Here is a 14295-nt window from a genome sequence, read left to right as displayed (position 1 = left end):
CAGGGCCAGATGAAACGGTCGGCATCGGCGCTCGTGAAATCGGTTTTGCGACATGGCTCCGCCGACAACGCGGCGCGGAAGACGACAGACCCGGCCATCGCCGGGCCCAGGGGGCATTTATGGCAAGCAACCCGCGGAACAGATTCATTCTGCTGGCGGTGTCGAGCTATGCGCTGTTCGCGCTGGCCTGGATCTTTTTCTCCGACCAGCTGCTGGCGGGGCTGGATGCATCCCGAGTGGTTCCCCTTTCCATCGCCAAGGGGGTTTTCTTCGTCCTTGTCACTTCCATCCTGCTGCTGCTGGCGCTGAGGGCGGTGCCGTCGCGCGAAGGCGGCGCCCAGCTGGCCTGGCTGGGCAATCTGGCCAATGGCATGCGGTCCGAGCGCTGGACCAACTGGCTCGCCTATCCGGCGGTGCTGGCGCTGGTGGCCGGCGCCCTGGCGCTGCGGCAGTTCCTGATGGGGCCGGAACTGGGCGCGCATCCGATGCTGATCCTGTTCATGCTCCCCATTATCCTCGGCGCCTGCATGGGGGGCATCGGCCCCGGCCTGCTGGCGACCGTGCTGTCGGTGCTGGCCGTCGACCTGATGGTCGAGCCCCACCTGCATGCCGCGCAGACGCCGTGGCACAGCAAGGTGCAGTTGCTGTTCCTGGCCTTGAACGGCTTGGCGGTGAGCCTGTTATGCGAAATGCTGCGCCAGGCGCTGGAGCGGGTCGCCTTGCACCGCGCCCTGCTGGACGCCGTGGTGTCCAGCACTTCGGACGCGGTGTTCGTCAAGGATGTCCAGGGGCGCTACCTGCTGGTCAACCAGGCGGCGCTGGCCTTTGTCGGCAAGACGAGCGGGGAGGTGATCGGTAAGGACGACAGGGACGTATTCGACGAAGAGACCGCCCGCGAGCTGATCATCCAGGATCGCTTGATCATGCAGAGCGGCAGGGTGCAGACCCATGAGGAGCATCTGGCGCTGCAAAACGGCGAGCGCATGGTGTTTCTGGTGACCAAGGGGCCAGTCTACAACCACGAAGGGCTGCTGGGCGGCCTGTTCGGCATCTCCCGCGACATTACCCGCCAGAAGCAGGCCGAGAACCAGCTGCGCGACAGCGAAGCGATGTTGCAGCAGGCGCAGCAGCTGGCCGGCATAGGCAGCTGGAGCTGGGATCTGGTCGACGACCGCCAGAGTTGGTCTCCCGAAGCCTACCGCCTGTTCGGCCTGACCGAGAAATCCGGGCCGCCCGGCTATCCGGCGATGCGGCGCTATTTCGACGCGGACGGCTGGGCGCAGTTGTCGGAGGCGGTGGAGCGCTGCAAGCTGGTGGGCATGGGGTACGAATGCGACGTGGAGCTGCTGCGGGCCGACGGCGAAAGCCGTTGGCTGACGATGCGGGGCGAAGCCAGGCGAGACGAGGAGGGAGCCATCGTCAGCCTGTACGGCACCATGCAGGACATCACCGAGCGCAAGCGGATGGCGATGCAGGTCAAAGCCAGCGAATCCCGCCTGCAACTGGTGGCGGAAGCCACCAGCGACGGTTTCTGGGATTGGGATTTGCGCAGCGGCAAGGTGTACCGCTCTTCCCGCTATTACGAGGTGACAGGCACCCAGCCCGAAGATGACAGCGGCGATTTTCGCTTTTTCCGCCAGATGGTGCATCCGGCCGACCTGCCTTATGTGCTGCAGGCGATAGAGGCGCACCGCCGCGGGAAGACCCCGCGCATCGAGATCGACTTCCGCCTGGCCCGGCAGGATGAAGGCGTGCGCTGGCTGCAGGCGCGCGGCCGCGCGGTGGAGTGGGACGAGCGCGGCGCCGCGGTGAGGCTGGTCGGCAACCTGTCCGACATCACCGAGCGCAAGCGAGCCGACGAAGATCTGCGCCTGGTGCTGAACGAGGCGGGCGACGCGATCTGGGTCACCGACGTGGACGGCTACTTCATTTTCGCCAATCCCGCAGCCTGCCGTCTGACCGGGCATAGCCTGGACGATTTGCGCGAAATGCACATCCACGACCTGGTGGCGCCGGAATGCCTGGGGCTCTTGGCCGAACATCTGGCCAAGATCAACAACGGCGCTTTCCTGCGGTCCGAGTGGAAGCTGAGGCTGAAAAAGAGCGGCACCGTCAGCGTCGATCTGACTTCCGGCAAAATGAAGGACGGCCGCTATATCGCTTTCGGCCGCGATTTGACCGAACAGCACCGCGCCGAACAGGAGCTGCGCGACCGCGAGCGCCAGCTGGCGCGGGTGATCGCGGGCTCCGATCAGGGCTTCTGGGACTGGAACCTGGAAACCAACCGCTTCCAGGTCAGTCCGCGCTGGGAAAGCATGCTGGGCTACGGTCCCGGCGAGATGCACATCACGGCGGACAGCTGGTACGAACATGTGCATCCCGAAGACGTGGAGCGCACCCGCGACTCCATCCAGCGCAACCTGAGCGGCGAAATGAAAAGCCACGAAGTGGAGATACGCTGCCGCACCCGCGGCGGCGACTGGCGCTGGATCCTGTCGCGCGGGCGCGTGGTGGAGCGGAACGACAGGGGCGAGCCGCTGTCGATGTCGGGCACCCATACCGACATTACCGAGCGCAAGGTGTTCGAGCAGACGCAGAAGGAAGCCGCCGCGGTGTTCGACAGCAGCTACGAAGGCATCCTGATGGTGAATCCGGACGGCGTGATCACCAAGGTCAACAACGCCTTCTCCCGCATCACCGGCTACAGCGCGGAAGAGGCGATAGGGCAGAAGCCCAGCCTGCTGGCGTCCGGCAAGCAGCCCATCAGTTTTTACGAAGAGCTGTGGAATTCGGTCAAGGGCCATGATTTCTGGCGCGGCGAACTCTGGAACCGCCGCAAGAGCGGCGAGCTGTACGCCGAGCTGTTGTCGATTTCCGTGGTGCGCGACGAGCAGGGACAGGTGCAGCACTACATCGGCATTTTCTCCGACATCACCCAGCTCAAGCAGCACGAGGCGGAGCTCGACCGCGTCGCCCACTATGACCCGCTGACGGGCGTGCCCAACCGCCGGCTGCTGTCCGACCGGCTGCGCCAGGCCATCGTGCGGGCCAATCGCAGCGGCCGGTCCTGCGCGGTCTGTTTCCTGGACCTGGACGGCTTCAAGGCCGTCAACGACAAGTACGGCCATGCGGTGGGCGACCAACTGCTGGTGACCGTGAGCAACAATCTCAAGTCCATCCTGCGCGGCGACGACACGCTGGCGCGCCTGGGCGGCGACGAGTTCGTAGTGCTGCTGTCGGAAGTCGGATCCCCCGAGGAGTGCATGCTGGTGCTGGACCGGGTGCTGGCCACCGCATCGCGGCCGATGCCGGTCGGCGACGCCGAGGTCGGCGTCACGGCCAGCATCGGCGTCAGCCTGTACCCGCAGGACAATGTGGATCCCGACACGCTGCTGCGCCATGCCGATCAGGCGATGTACCTGGCCAAGGATGCCGGCAAGAACCGCTACCAGCTGTTCGACCCGGAAAACGACCGCAAGGCGCAGGAACACAGGCAATTTCTGGAGTTGTTGCGCCAGGCGCTGGTCCATGACGAGTTCGCGTTGTTCTATCAGCCGGTGGTGGACCTGCAGAGCGGCGAGATCATCAGCGTGGAGGCGCTGATCCGTTGGCGGCATCCCAGGCGCGGCCTGCTGGCGCCGGCGGAATTCCTGCCCCACCTGTCCGGCAACGAGCTGGAGGCCGCTTTCGGGCTGTGGGTGCTGGATGCGGCGCTCAGCCAGGTTTCGCGCTGGGCGGAGGCCGGCTTCCACATCAAGATCAGCACCAATGTCAGCACCAATTACCTGTTGCGCACCGATTTCAGCCAGCAGTTATCCACCGTGCTGGGGCGGTACCCGAACGTCCCGCCCTGGCACCTGGAGCTGGAAATCGTGGAGAGCGCGTCCGGAGACGTCGAGCAGACCATACGGGTGCTGCAGCGCTGCCGCGAGCTCGGCGTGCATTTCGCGCTGGACGATTTCGGCACCGGCCACGCGTCCCTGACCCACCTGCGCCGCTTGCCGGTGGATACGTTGAAGATAGACAACAGTTTCGTGCACGACATGATAGGCAGCCAGGACGACAGGCGCATCGTCGAGGGCGTGATCGAGCTGGCCTCCATTTTCGCGCGCAAGGCGATCGCCGAAGGCGTGGAGACGATGGAGCATGCCGCGTTGCTGCGCAGCCTGGGCTGCCACTATGCCCAGGGCTTCGGCATTGCCCGGCCTATGGAAGCCGACAAGGTGATGGACTGGTGCCAGCGCTGGCGGCAGGACGAGGGCTGGCAACAGCTGGAAGGCGAAATGTCCTGATCCGATTTGCCGCCGTCATTTTCGGGGCTGCCGACTCAACCGTTTCCTGCTAGATTGTGGCCTTTGCCTCACCCGGGTCCGCCATACGGCGGGCCTTGTCGTTTCGGGAGCTGGAAATGATGGAGCGCACCGATGCGGGGCATACGCTCGAGATACGGCTCGCTGCCGGCGCCGATGCCGAAGCGCTGACGGCGCTGTATCGCCAGCTGACCGGCGATGCGCGCACGCGCGTGCTGCCGGAACGCCTGGACGCGCTGGCCGACGGCGCGCGGGCGCAGGTGCTGGTATGCGCATGCGGCGCAGAGCTGGCCGGCACCGCCTGGCTCGGTTTTTGCGAAGACGTCATGTACGGCGCGCAGCCGTTCGCCGTGCTGGAGAATGTGGTGGTGGACGCGCGCTGGCGCGGCCGCGGGCTGGGCGCGGCATTGCTGCGCGAGGCCGAGCGGCGCAGCCTGGCGCGCGACTGCTCCAAGATCATGCTGCTCAGTTCCGCCGGACGCGAAGACGCGCATCGCTTCTTTTTGCGGGCGGGTTTCCGCGGCGACGCCAAGCGCGGCTTCGTCAAATACCGGCGTGATATGGGCGGCGATGGACATCAATGAACCGAGGAAAGCAGAGATGCAAACGCAGGATAGGCCGATCGCGGCCCCGCCGCGGCCGGTCTCCGGCCTGTCGATCCGGCTGGAGAGACCGGACCAGCCTGAGGTGATGGCTTTGATCGACGAGCTGGACGCCTACCAGAAACCCTTGTATCCGCCGGAGTGCCATTACGGGGTGGATGTGTCGGCGTTGTTGAAGCCGGATGTGGCTTTCGCCGTGATTCGAGGAGAGGAGGGCGCGGCGCTGGGGTGCGGCGCGGTGTGCTGCGCAGCGGAATATGGCGAGCTGAAGCGGGTATTCGTCAAGCCGGAGAGCCGGGGCATGGGGGCGGCGCGCGCGCTGCTGTCCTTTCTGGAAGAGCAGGCGCGCGCCAGGGGCTGCGAGACGATGATGCTGGAAACCGGCATCCACCAGCACGAGGCGATTCGGCTATACCAGCGCGCCGGCTACGATTTCTGCCCGCCGTTCGGCGACTACCCGGACGACCCGCACAGCGTCTTCATGCGCAAGGCGCTCTGAGTCACGGCGCCTTGCCTAGATGCGCGGCCAGCTGGCGCGCGCTCTGGCGGCACCACTCGTCGATCAGCGGCTTGACCAGCTCCAGCGTCATCGGCTGTTCCTTGGTCTTGTTCTTGTCGCTCTGGCGCAGGTTGACGGTGCCGGCCAGCAGGCTGCCGTCCTGGGCGTCCTCCAGCTGCGCCATGCTGGCTATCTTCAGCAGATAAGGCTCCTTGCCGGCGGCCAGGCGGGCCAGGTTGAACACCGCCTTCACCGGCAGCAGGTCGGCGGCATTGACGCCCGGCCTGTCCTGGCTCAGACCGGTCACGGCCACTCGCATGCGGGCGACGCCCGGCGCCGGCTGCAGCGCCTCCGGCACGCCGGCGGCTTTCAGCTCCGCCTGCATGCGGTCGTGGAAATAGTTGACGATCGCGTTCTCGTCTCCCGCCTGCAGCAATTCCCAACTGCCGTCTTCCGACTGGCGCAGAAACAGCAGCGGCTCCAGCAGCACCGAATGGTAGGCCTTCAGCTCGACCCCTGGCTTCTGGTACACGCGCTGGCCCGGCACCATCTTCCCGGGCTGGAAGGCGTCCAGCGGCACGGTGAACAGGTTGTCGGCGGTGTCGGCCCAGGCCGGCAGGCTCAATCCCAGGGCGCAGCAAAGCGTCAGTACGGACAATCTCATCATGGTTTCCTCTGTTTGGGATGCAGTACGCTGACATGCTGTTGACAGGATAGTTCGGCGCGGGAGACTTGTCGCGCGGCGCGCGCAAAGGGCGGGAGCCCGCGCGGCGGGCCCGGCGGTCAACGGTTGAGGTAGGTGTACAGCGCCAGCAGCAGGATGCAGGCCACCACCATCAGGTTGAGGAGCAGTTCCTCCTGCAGCGGTTCGAAATGCAGTTTGTCATGCGTGTTCAGGCGGGAGCCGTTGCGCTTGCGCAGCCAGTATTGCAATAGATTGCGCGGACTGGGACCGTCCTTGTCGGCATTACCGGGTTTCATGATCGAACGCCTTTGTGGTTGAGAGTGAACGCATTTGCATTTTACGCCGCTTTTATATGCGAGCAACATTTTCTGAAGCTGGTCTGCGTTTTCGCAAATGAATATCCTGATGAAAATAGTGCGCATGCATCGCGCGCCGGCCTGTCCGGCGCGGAGAAGAAGGGGGCGACGGCTGATCTACACTGACGGAAGCGAGGCAAGTAGGACGGCCAGGGCATCCGGCATGATAAAAGGCGCCGCAAGCTCGCCGCCGTCAAAGCGGGAGGGAAAGATGAGGTCTCTGTTGGTTTGGCTGGTTTGGGCGTCGGCTGCTGTTGCCGGGCCGGCGCCCTTCCATTCCTATACGCTGGCGGTGGAGCCGTGGGGCGTGGCCGACAGCGACAGGGGCGTCGGCCCGGATTTCATCCGTTTTCTCGCCGCGTGGTCCGGCGTGCCGGTGCAAGCCGAAGCGAGGCCGTATCTGCGGGTGATAGACGGCATGCGCAGCGGTGTCAACGCGATCAATCTCGGCATTCCCACCGAGGCGCGGGAACGTTATGGCATTGCCATCTGCGAAGTGGCGACGCTTAGCGTCTCGCTGGTCTATCTGAAGCGGGAAGGGCGGACGCATGCGTCGGCCGAGAGCTTTTCCGGGCTTGCTATCGGCGAGTTGAGAGGCAGCCACACGCTGGACGCATTCGACCGGACGGTGCGGCACGACAAGGTGCTGCTGGGCGACATGGAGCAGGGGGCGAGGATGCTGGCGGCGGGCAGGCTGGATGCCACCGTCTGTGTGCGGCCCGGTTGCGGCAATGTGCTGGATGAGACGGGGCTGGCGGCGGATGCGCTGGGCGAGTGGAGGCTGGATGAGCAGCCGCTGCGCATTTATGTCGCCAAGTCCAGCCGGCTTGCCGGCGACGCGGATGCGATGCGCAGGCTGCGGCAGGCTTGCGAGTCGCCGGAAGGCCGGCTGGAAATGCGCCGTCTGCTGACGCCCTATCATTGAGCGCCGGAATCGGCGTGTCGCGGCGGGCGGGGACGTGCCGCCCGCCGCGCGTGGGCTCACACCGACAAGGACATCAGCAGGCTGGAGATGTCGTTGTTGCTGGCATTGGCCTGGAACAGGCTGAGCGCTGCCTGGGTTTGCTGTTGGTTGAGGGAAGAGAGGGCGCTGCTGCCGGAGGCGGCGCCGTTGCCGTTGACGGCGTTCAGCAGGCTGGCCAGGCTGTCGGTCTGGCCGCTCTGCTGCTGGCCGCCATGGTGATGATGGAGGTGATGGCGGCCGCTTGGCTGGCGTCGGCTTGCTGCAGGCCCTGCTGCAGTTGCTGGAAAGCTTGCTGGGCCTGGCTCAGATTGCCGGCTTGCAAATCCTGTCCCAAGGCATTCAGCAGAGAAGACACGCTGCTGGAGGAGCCGGAAGTTGTCTGGGCGTCGTTCAACGCGGCGTAGGGGTCGCTCGAGCTGGCGGAGGCCGCGTTGACGGCATGGTTCAGCATGGCGCTGAAATCGGGGTCGCTGCCGGAGCCGGCGCTTCCTTTCAGCTGCTGCAAAGCGGCCAGCGCCTGCTGCGCGCCGGCGATGTCGCCCTGCTGGACCGACTGGGTCAGCTTGCTGAACTCCTGGCGGCGCTGCTGATGCATCGAATGCAGCTGTTGCCAATAGGCGTTCGAGGTATCGGTGTTGCTGATGGACATGGTGCCTCTCCTTGAAAACGATGTTGCCGGGCAGCGTTTCACGGATCCGCTGCGGTCCTTGGCGGCAGCCGGCTGGAGCCAGGCTCCCATCCGGCCGGCAATTGTTGCCGCCTTGCCGTTCAATGCTTGCCGTTGTCGTCGACGGAATCGCGGGGTTTCCGGTTTTTTTATCAGAAACAATGGCTTGCCGGCATCGGGTTCAGCAAGCGGCATGCCAGGGCGGCGCAGCCTGAAGGGAAAGATGTTTACAGATGTTGCGGCCTTATCCGAAGCCGCGGCGGCGCAGCGCCTGGTACAACATCGCCGCGCTCAGCGCATCGTTGAGCGCGTCATGGCGCGGCAGCGCGGGCACGCCCAGTTCCCGGTGCAGCGCGTCCAGGCTGAGGTCGATGTGGGAGTCGGGGCGCTGGCGGAAGCGGTAGTCGTAGTAACGGGCGGAGAGCTCGATCTGCCGTTGCGGCAGGCCTATCCCTAGCCAGGGCTTCACATACTTGTTCAGCACGGCGACGTCGTATTCCAGGTAGTAGCCCAGCAGCGGGCGGCCGCCGATGAAGGCCAGCAGCCGCGAGACCGCCTCTCGGGCTGGCAGACCCTCGGCCAGGTCCCGGCGCCGCAGCCCGTGCACGGCGATGTTGCCGGCGCTGGGGACGCTGTCCGGCTTGACCAGCAGGTACAGCGCTTCGCTGTGCAGGATGCGGTCGCCGCGCAGCTTCACCGCGCCTACCGACAGCAGCTCGGCTTCGCTGACGTTCAGGCTGGTGGTTTCGCAATCCAGGCTCACCACTTCGCCGGGGTGCTCGTCCAGCAGGCCGGCCCATGCCGGGTCGCGCAGCCTCGCCAGCAGCCAGCGCCGCCGCAGCCGCGCCAGCATCAGAAGCTCCCCAGCCGGTAATGATGGCGCAACTGGGTCTTGAAGCGCTTTGCCACCGCCAGCGCGTCCTTGAGCAGATCGCGCTCCAGCGTGGACAGCGCTTCCGGCTCGATCAGGTTATCGGGCGACTGGCCGGCATCCAGCCGCCTCAGGCCATGCTCCAGCCGGAGCTGGGACAGGAAGGCCAGCGCTTCCTGGATGTCGTCGGCGAGCCCGGCTTCCAGCTTGCCTGCGGCGGCGAGCAGCCGGGCGCGATCCGCGCTGGACGGAGCGGCGATGCCGTTTTCCAGCGCCAGCGCCCGCAGCCCGTGCACCAGCGGGAAAATGCCGCCTTTTTTCAGATCCAGCAGCTCCCGTCCGTCCCGCTCCCGGGTCCGCAGGCGCGAGAACGGCCCCAGCGGCGTATCGAATTGCTCGACGGCGCGGGCGAAGCGGGAGAAAAAGCCCGCGTCGTCCTGCAGCTTCGCCTGCAGGTAGCCGCGGCAATCCGCCAGCAGGGAGGCGTCGCCGCAGACGGACTCCGCGTCGCAGAAAATCGCCAGCCGCATCATGCCCTCGCCGTCGGGACGGGTCAGCCAGTGGTGGATGCGATCGCGCATTTCCGAGCGGGTCAGGCGCCAATGCGGGTTGCTGACCATCACGCCGCCGGGGCAGGGCGGATAGCCGAAGCGGGAGAGGGCGGCGGAGAAAGCCTCGCAGCAGGCCGCGGCCTCGGGGAAGTCTTCCCCGTCGGGCAGCAGCAACGCGTTGTCCTGGTCGGTCTTCAGTATCTGCTCGCCGCGGCCTTCCGATCCCATCACCAGCAGGCAGCTGGTTTCGGCCAGCCGAGACGGCGCGATCATGCGCCAGGCGCGCGCGAACAACCGGGCATTCAGCGCTTGCACCAGCCGGCCGAGCTGCTGCGGGCGCACGCCGTGGCCCGACAGGATGCGGACCAGCCGGTCGATCTGGCCGGCCACGGCGGCCAGTTCGTCCAGATCGGCGGCGCGATCCAGCCGCTGCGCGATCAGGTGCGAGTGGTTGGAAAAATAGGACAGCACGTCCACCTGGGCCAGGATGCCCACCGCCTCGCCGTTCTCGGTCACCACCAGGCGGCGCAGATTGCGCTGGGTCATCAGCAGCAGCGCGTTGAACAGGAAATCGTCCCGCTCCACGCACAGCAATTGGTAGCTGCAGTGCCGGCCCACCGCTTCCGCGCTGTCCACGCCGTCCAGGATCACGTCGCGGCAGTCGGTGGTGGTGAAGATGCCCAGCTTTCCGTCTCCGCGCACCAGCACCGACTTGCTGCGCTGTTCCTTCATCGCGCGGGCCGCGTCGCGGATGCTGTCGGAGGCGTCGACGAAAACCGGCTGGCGGCAGCCGACGTCGCGGACGGTGGCGGACAGCAGGGTTTGCAGCTCCCGGGCGCCCGCGCGCTGGGCGAGCAGGCCCATCTTCTCGGCGACGCCGGCGTAGAAATAGGCGCCGAAGCGGGGATTGCTGCCGGTCAGCGCCAGCACCGCCTCGCGCGGCAGCGCCAGCAGCAGCGCCTCCTCTTCGGCGACGAAGCGGCTGGAGGCGCGGCCGGCCACCAGCGCGCGGGCGTCGAAAACGTCGCGGACGTGGCAGCGGCCCAGCGTTTCATCGTCGGCAAGCTCGCGCACCACGCCCTTGATCACCATGTAAAGCGCGTCGATCGGCTGGCCGGGCCCGATGATCTGCGCGTCGTCGGGAAAGTAGACGATGTCGGCGCGGGCCTCCAGCGCGTCGCGCTCGGCGGGCGTGAGGTTGTCGAACGGCGGCTGGCTGAGGTCGAAACGGCTCATGGCGTATCCGTGCTGAAGGCGGTTCCCGTCAGCATAACGCCTATCGCCGTTCCGGTGTCAGGCTGCCGGCTTGCGCGACAGCAGCGGCGCGCCGTCGCGGAACAGGATCAGTTCGCCAGGGGAGAGCGCGGTCCAGGCCTCGTTGTCGGTCAGCGGCTGGGTGGCGATCATCGCCACCTGGTCGCGCGGCGTGGTGACGGTGGAGAAGTCCACGCTGACGTCGTCGTCCACCAAGTGGGCGGTGTTGAACGGCGCGCGGCGGATGATGTAGTGCAGATGGGTCGAGCAATGGACGAACAGCGCCTCGCCGTTGCTCAACATGAAGTTGAACACGCCGCGGGCGCTGATCTCGGCGGCCAGCCTGGCCACCTCCTCGAACAGCGCTTCCGCTTCCGGCGGCTCCGCCCATTTGGCGCGCAGCTTTTCCAGCAGGTGGCAGAACGCGCGCTCGGAATCGGTGGTGCCGACCGCGCGGTAGTGTTCGCCGGCTTCGGGATGGAAGCTCTCCAGATTGCCGTTGTGGGCGAAGATCCAGTACTGGCCCCACATCTCGCGCATGAACGGGTGGGTGTTGGCCAGATTGACCTCGCCCTGCGTCGCCTTGCGGATGTGGGCGATGACGTTCTCGGACTTGATCGGGTAGCGCCGCACCAGGTCGGCGACCGGCGACTCCACCGACGGCTTGTCGTCGAGGAAGACGCGACAACCCTTGTCTTCGAAGAAGGCGATGCCCCAGCCGTCGGCATGGTGGTCGGTGAGGCCTCCGCGGCGGTGGAAGCCTTCGAAGGAAAACAGAATGTCGGTAGGGGTGTTGCAATTCATGCCCAGCAGCTGGCACATCGGCTTGATTCCACTTCTCGAAACGGGTTGCGCGGCTCCGGCCTGCTGCCGGGATGGTCTTGTAGCTGAGCTTAGGCGATCTGGCGGCGGCGGGCAATCGCGGTTTTTCCCTACCGGCTGCGGAGTATGTCCATGCGGGGCGTCATGCAAGGTTATTTTAATATTTATTTTAATTCACAAATAATAATGTATTATCAATTGGATGGATGCCGTGCGGGTGAGCCCAATGCGTTGGCTTAGCATCGCAGCGCTTTTCCTGCGGCTGGCATCGACGGAGAGGTGCGATCATGTTGAAAAGTTTGTTCGTGCTGTCGTTGTGTTTCTTGCCGATGCTGGCGGTTGCGGACGCGCTGCCGCTGTGGCGGCAACCTGGCTACGCGGAGGCTATCGTCAAGGCGCGCAACGGCGACACCGGGCCGGCCTTGCAGTTGCTGCAGCGCGAGGTGGCCGGCGGCAACCGCCAGAGCCAGGTGGTGGATGATTATCTGACTGTGCTGGCGTGGGCCGGCCGCGGCCGCGAAGCCGTGGATGAGGCGCGCAGGTTCTCCGATGTTCCGCTATCCGCGCCGACATTGCGGCTGTTGGCGAGCGCCGCCCGCGACCGGCATGACTACGCGTCGGCGGTCGAGCTGTACCGGCGTTTGCCGGAGAAGCAGCGCGACGCGTCCTGGCTGGCGGCGCTGGCGATGGCGCAGGCTGAGGCTGGCGCCGACAGCCAGGCATTGGCCACGCTGGACGCGGCGGACGGCAAGGGCGGCGCCGGCTCTGCGCTGGAGCGCGCCCGCGCCCGGGCCTATGTGCTGGCCGCCGGTCCAGAGTCCGCCCGCGCCCTCGCTTACGCGCAATCGGCTCTGGCGCGTTTTCCCGATGATCCGGATCTGGCGCGCACCTATGTTGGCCTGCTGTTGCGCCTGCATGCGCCGTTCGAGGCCGCGGCGGCGATGACGCGCTACCGCTTGAAGGATCCCGTCCTGCAGAGCAGGGCCGAACTGGACCAGGCCGCGATGCTCAGCCATTGGGGCGAGGCCCGTCAGCAGACCGCGACCGGCCTGGCGCGTTTCTCTCTGACCGACCGGGCCTTGAGCGATAACCAGGCGGCCGGCGGCCAACTGCCTCCGCCCGCCGCCTGGATGAAGCGTGGCGCGCTGGACGACAGGCTGATCATGCTGCAGCAGCGCGGCCTCAGCGCCGACGCGGCGCGCGAATACGAAGCCGCGCCGCTGGGCGCCGGACTTTACGCCAAGGCCGCGGTGGCCGATGCCTACCTGGCTTTGCGCCGTCCGGAGCGGGCCTTGCCGCTGTACCGCGAGCTTGCCGCGGCCAGCCCCGATCCGAACCAGCATGTGGAATGGCATATCGGGCTGGTGTATGCGCTGTTCGAGTCGGGACGGATCGCCGAGTCGCGGCGAGAGCTGGACACCCTGCTGATGTCGGTGCCGCCGTATGTCTTCAGTTATGGACGCAAGGCCAGCAATCCGGATTACCGCGAGCTGGCGCAGCTGGATGCGATGATGGATTCCTATTCCGACCGCACCCGCGAGGCCTGGCAGAAACTGGATGCCTTGCTGGAGCAGGCGCCGCACAACGCCAGCTTGCGGGGCGGACAAGCCGAAGTGGCGCTGGCGCGAGGATGGCCGAGGATGGCGGCCGGCATCTACGATAGGCTGCGCGCGGACGATCCGGACAATTACAGCGCCTACGCCGGCCTGGCCCAGTCGGCGATGGATCTGAAGGAACTGGACGAGGCCAAGCGTCAGATCGATTATCTGCGGCAGGCTCAGCCCGAGTGGGCGACGCTGGATCGGCTGGAGCGTCGTTGGTATTGGGAACGGCGGCCTGAGCTGACGGTGGAGGCGGGCAAGGATCTGCCCGGCGGCGGCGGAGCGGGCGTCGACGAACTCGGCGGCTGGGACGAGCATGCCCGGCTGTACTCGTCGCCATGGGGGCACTGGCGGCTGTTCGCGCTGCACGACTACGCCACCGCCAATTACCGCGATATCGGCCGGGTCAGCCGGCAGGACGGGGGCGTCGGCATCCAGTACCGCTCGGCCTTCGGCACCGCGGAGGCGGGCCTGACCGCGCAACTGGGCGGCGCGCGCGGCGGCGGCGCTTTCGCCGGCTTCGGCTGGACGCCGGATGACTACTGGACGCTGGGCGCGCATGCGGAGATCAACACGCCGGACGCGCCGCTGAAGGGCCGGTTTGACGGCGTGCGCGGCAACGCCGTCCAGCTGAGCGCAACTTACCGCGTCAGCGACTACCGCAGCTTCGGCGGCCAGGCATCATATACCAGCCTCAGCGACGGCAACCGGCGCGGCGGGCTCGGCGCCAACTGGCAGGAGCGCTGGCACAGCGGCCCGGTGTACAAGCTGGACACCATTCTCGCGCTGAGCGCCGGCCGCAACAGCGACACGCCTTCCGCGATCTACTACAACCCGCGCAGCGATTTCGAGGCCGATCTGACCGTGGCGCAGGAATGGCGGCTGTGGGGGCGCTACGACGACAGCCTGCACCAGCGGCTGGGGCTGACCGTCGGCCAGTACCGGCAGCAGGGCTTCGGCACCGGCGCGGTGTGGGGCTTCTACGTCGAGCAGGAATGGCGCTGGTCGCCCCGCGGCGGCCTGACTTACGGCTTCGCCAGAAACCGTCATCCTTATGACGGCGCGGCGGATATCGGCAACCGCATCTACGTGCGACTTGAATGGCGGTTCTGA

11 protein-coding genes are annotated in these 14295 nt (G+C 66.4%); 5 read left to right on the top strand and 6 right to left on the bottom strand.

The features are described from left to right. Positions 1-119 precede the first annotated feature (119 nt). The 3 genes from CV_RS22260 (at position 120) to CV_RS14445 (ending at position 5411) form a co-directional block, all read left to right on the top strand. Positions 120-4292, top strand: coding sequence for a PAS domain S-box protein (locus CV_RS22260; RefSeq protein ID WP_011136500.1), 4173 nt, complete (start codon positions 120-122; stop codon positions 4290-4292). Between the two features lie 116 nt (positions 4293-4408). Next, complete coding sequence (locus CV_RS14450; protein ID WP_011136499.1) at positions 4409-4894, top strand: GNAT family N-acetyltransferase; 486 nt, start codon at positions 4409-4411, stop codon at positions 4892-4894. A 16-nt stretch (positions 4895-4910) separates the two neighbouring features. Beyond that, complete coding sequence (locus CV_RS14445; protein WP_011136498.1) at positions 4911-5411, top strand: GNAT family N-acetyltransferase; 501 nt, start codon at positions 4911-4913, stop codon at positions 5409-5411. 1 nt (position 5412) lies between these two features. Here the strand turns inward: CV_RS14445 and CV_RS14440 are convergent, their stop codons facing one another. Together CV_RS14440 and CV_RS14435 are read right to left on the bottom strand one after the other, a co-directional pair. Then, positions 5413-6078 (bottom strand): DUF3313 domain-containing protein, encoded by a 666-nt coding sequence (locus tag CV_RS14440; protein ID WP_043596375.1) that lies wholly within the window; start codon positions 6076-6078, stop codon positions 5413-5415. A 116-nt stretch (positions 6079-6194) separates the two neighbouring features. Continuing rightward, on the bottom strand, positions 6195-6392 hold the full coding sequence (locus CV_RS14435) for a hypothetical protein (RefSeq protein WP_043596372.1): 198 nt from the start codon (positions 6390-6392) through the stop codon (positions 6195-6197). Positions 6393-6663: 271 nt separating this feature from the next. Between CV_RS14435 and CV_RS14430 the strand changes: the two genes are divergently transcribed. Beyond that, positions 6664-7377: a hypothetical protein gene (locus CV_RS14430; RefSeq protein WP_011136495.1), complete on the top strand. Its 714-nt coding sequence runs from the start codon at positions 6664-6666 to the stop codon at positions 7375-7377. 202 nt (positions 7378-7579) lie between these two features. On the opposite strand, the gene CV_RS14425 is transcribed toward CV_RS14430, so the two are convergent. The 4 genes from CV_RS14425 to CV_RS14410 all read right to left on the bottom strand — a co-directional run bounded on the left by CV_RS14425 (position 7580) and on the right by CV_RS14410 (position 11581). Continuing rightward, positions 7580-8065 carry a hypothetical protein gene (locus CV_RS14425; protein ID WP_011136494.1) on the bottom strand — a complete coding sequence of 162 codons (486 nt, stop codon included), beginning with the start codon at positions 8063-8065 and terminating at the stop codon, positions 7580-7582. Positions 8066-8327: 262 nt separating this feature from the next. Next, positions 8328-8936 carry a 3'-5' exonuclease gene (locus CV_RS14420; RefSeq protein ID WP_011136493.1) on the bottom strand — a complete coding sequence of 203 codons (609 nt, stop codon included), beginning with the start codon at positions 8934-8936 and terminating at the stop codon, positions 8328-8330. Further along, positions 8936-10741 (bottom strand): putative nucleotidyltransferase substrate binding domain-containing protein, encoded by a 1806-nt coding sequence (locus CV_RS14415; protein ID WP_011136492.1) that lies wholly within the window; start codon positions 10739-10741, stop codon positions 8936-8938. Before CV_RS14415 ends, CV_RS14420 begins: the two co-directional genes overlap by 1 nt. Positions 10742-10798: 57 nt before the next feature. Further along, complete coding sequence (locus tag CV_RS14410; protein ID WP_011136491.1) at positions 10799-11581, bottom strand: class II glutamine amidotransferase; 783 nt, start codon at positions 11579-11581, stop codon at positions 10799-10801. Between the two features lie 287 nt (positions 11582-11868). Here CV_RS14410 and pgaA point away from each other — a divergent pair, with 287 nt between their 5' ends. Next, complete coding sequence (gene pgaA, locus CV_RS14405) at positions 11869-14295, top strand: poly-beta-1,6 N-acetyl-D-glucosamine export porin PgaA (protein WP_011136490.1); 2427 nt, start codon at positions 11869-11871, stop codon at positions 14293-14295.

The sequence above is a fragment of the Chromobacterium violaceum ATCC 12472 genome (assembly GCF_000007705.1).
In the GTDB taxonomy this organism is placed as follows: Bacteria; Pseudomonadota; Gammaproteobacteria; order Burkholderiales; family Chromobacteriaceae; genus Chromobacterium; species Chromobacterium violaceum.
The sequence above is the reverse complement of the archived record's forward strand: the minus strand, read 5'-3'. Positions and strand labels throughout refer to the sequence as shown.

Bases quoted from the DNA above. Each gene is read 5' to 3' on its own strand.
- CV_RS14425 (WP_011136494.1), bottom strand. From the start codon at position 8,065: ATGTCCATCAGCAACACCGATACCTCGAACGCCTATTGGCAACAGCTG.
- CV_RS14415 (WP_011136492.1), bottom strand. From the start codon at position 10,741: ATGAGCCGTTTCGACCTCAGCCAGCCGCCGTTCGACAACCTCACGCCC.
- CV_RS14420 (WP_011136493.1), bottom strand. From the start codon at position 8,936: ATGCTGGCGCGGCTGCGGCGGCGCTGGCTGCTGGCGAGGCTGCGCGAC.
- pgaA (WP_011136490.1), top strand. From the start codon at position 11,869: ATGTTGAAAAGTTTGTTCGTGCTGTCGTTGTGTTTCTTGCCGATGCTG.
- CV_RS14445 (WP_011136498.1), top strand. From the start codon at position 4,911: ATGCAAACGCAGGATAGGCCGATCGCGGCCCCGCCGCGGCCGGTCTCC.
- CV_RS14435 (WP_043596372.1), bottom strand. From the start codon at position 6,392: ATGAAACCCGGTAATGCCGACAAGGACGGTCCCAGTCCGCGCAATCTA.
- CV_RS14430 (WP_011136495.1), top strand. From the start codon at position 6,664: ATGAGGTCTCTGTTGGTTTGGCTGGTTTGGGCGTCGGCTGCTGTTGCC.
- CV_RS14440 (WP_043596375.1), bottom strand. From the start codon at position 6,078: ATGATGAGATTGTCCGTACTGACGCTTTGCTGCGCCCTGGGATTGAGC.
- CV_RS14410 (WP_011136491.1), bottom strand. From the start codon at position 11,581: ATGTGCCAGCTGCTGGGCATGAATTGCAACACCCCTACCGACATTCTG.
- CV_RS22260 (WP_011136500.1), top strand. From the start codon at position 120: ATGGCAAGCAACCCGCGGAACAGATTCATTCTGCTGGCGGTGTCGAGC.
- CV_RS14450 (WP_011136499.1), top strand. From the start codon at position 4,409: ATGATGGAGCGCACCGATGCGGGGCATACGCTCGAGATACGGCTCGCT.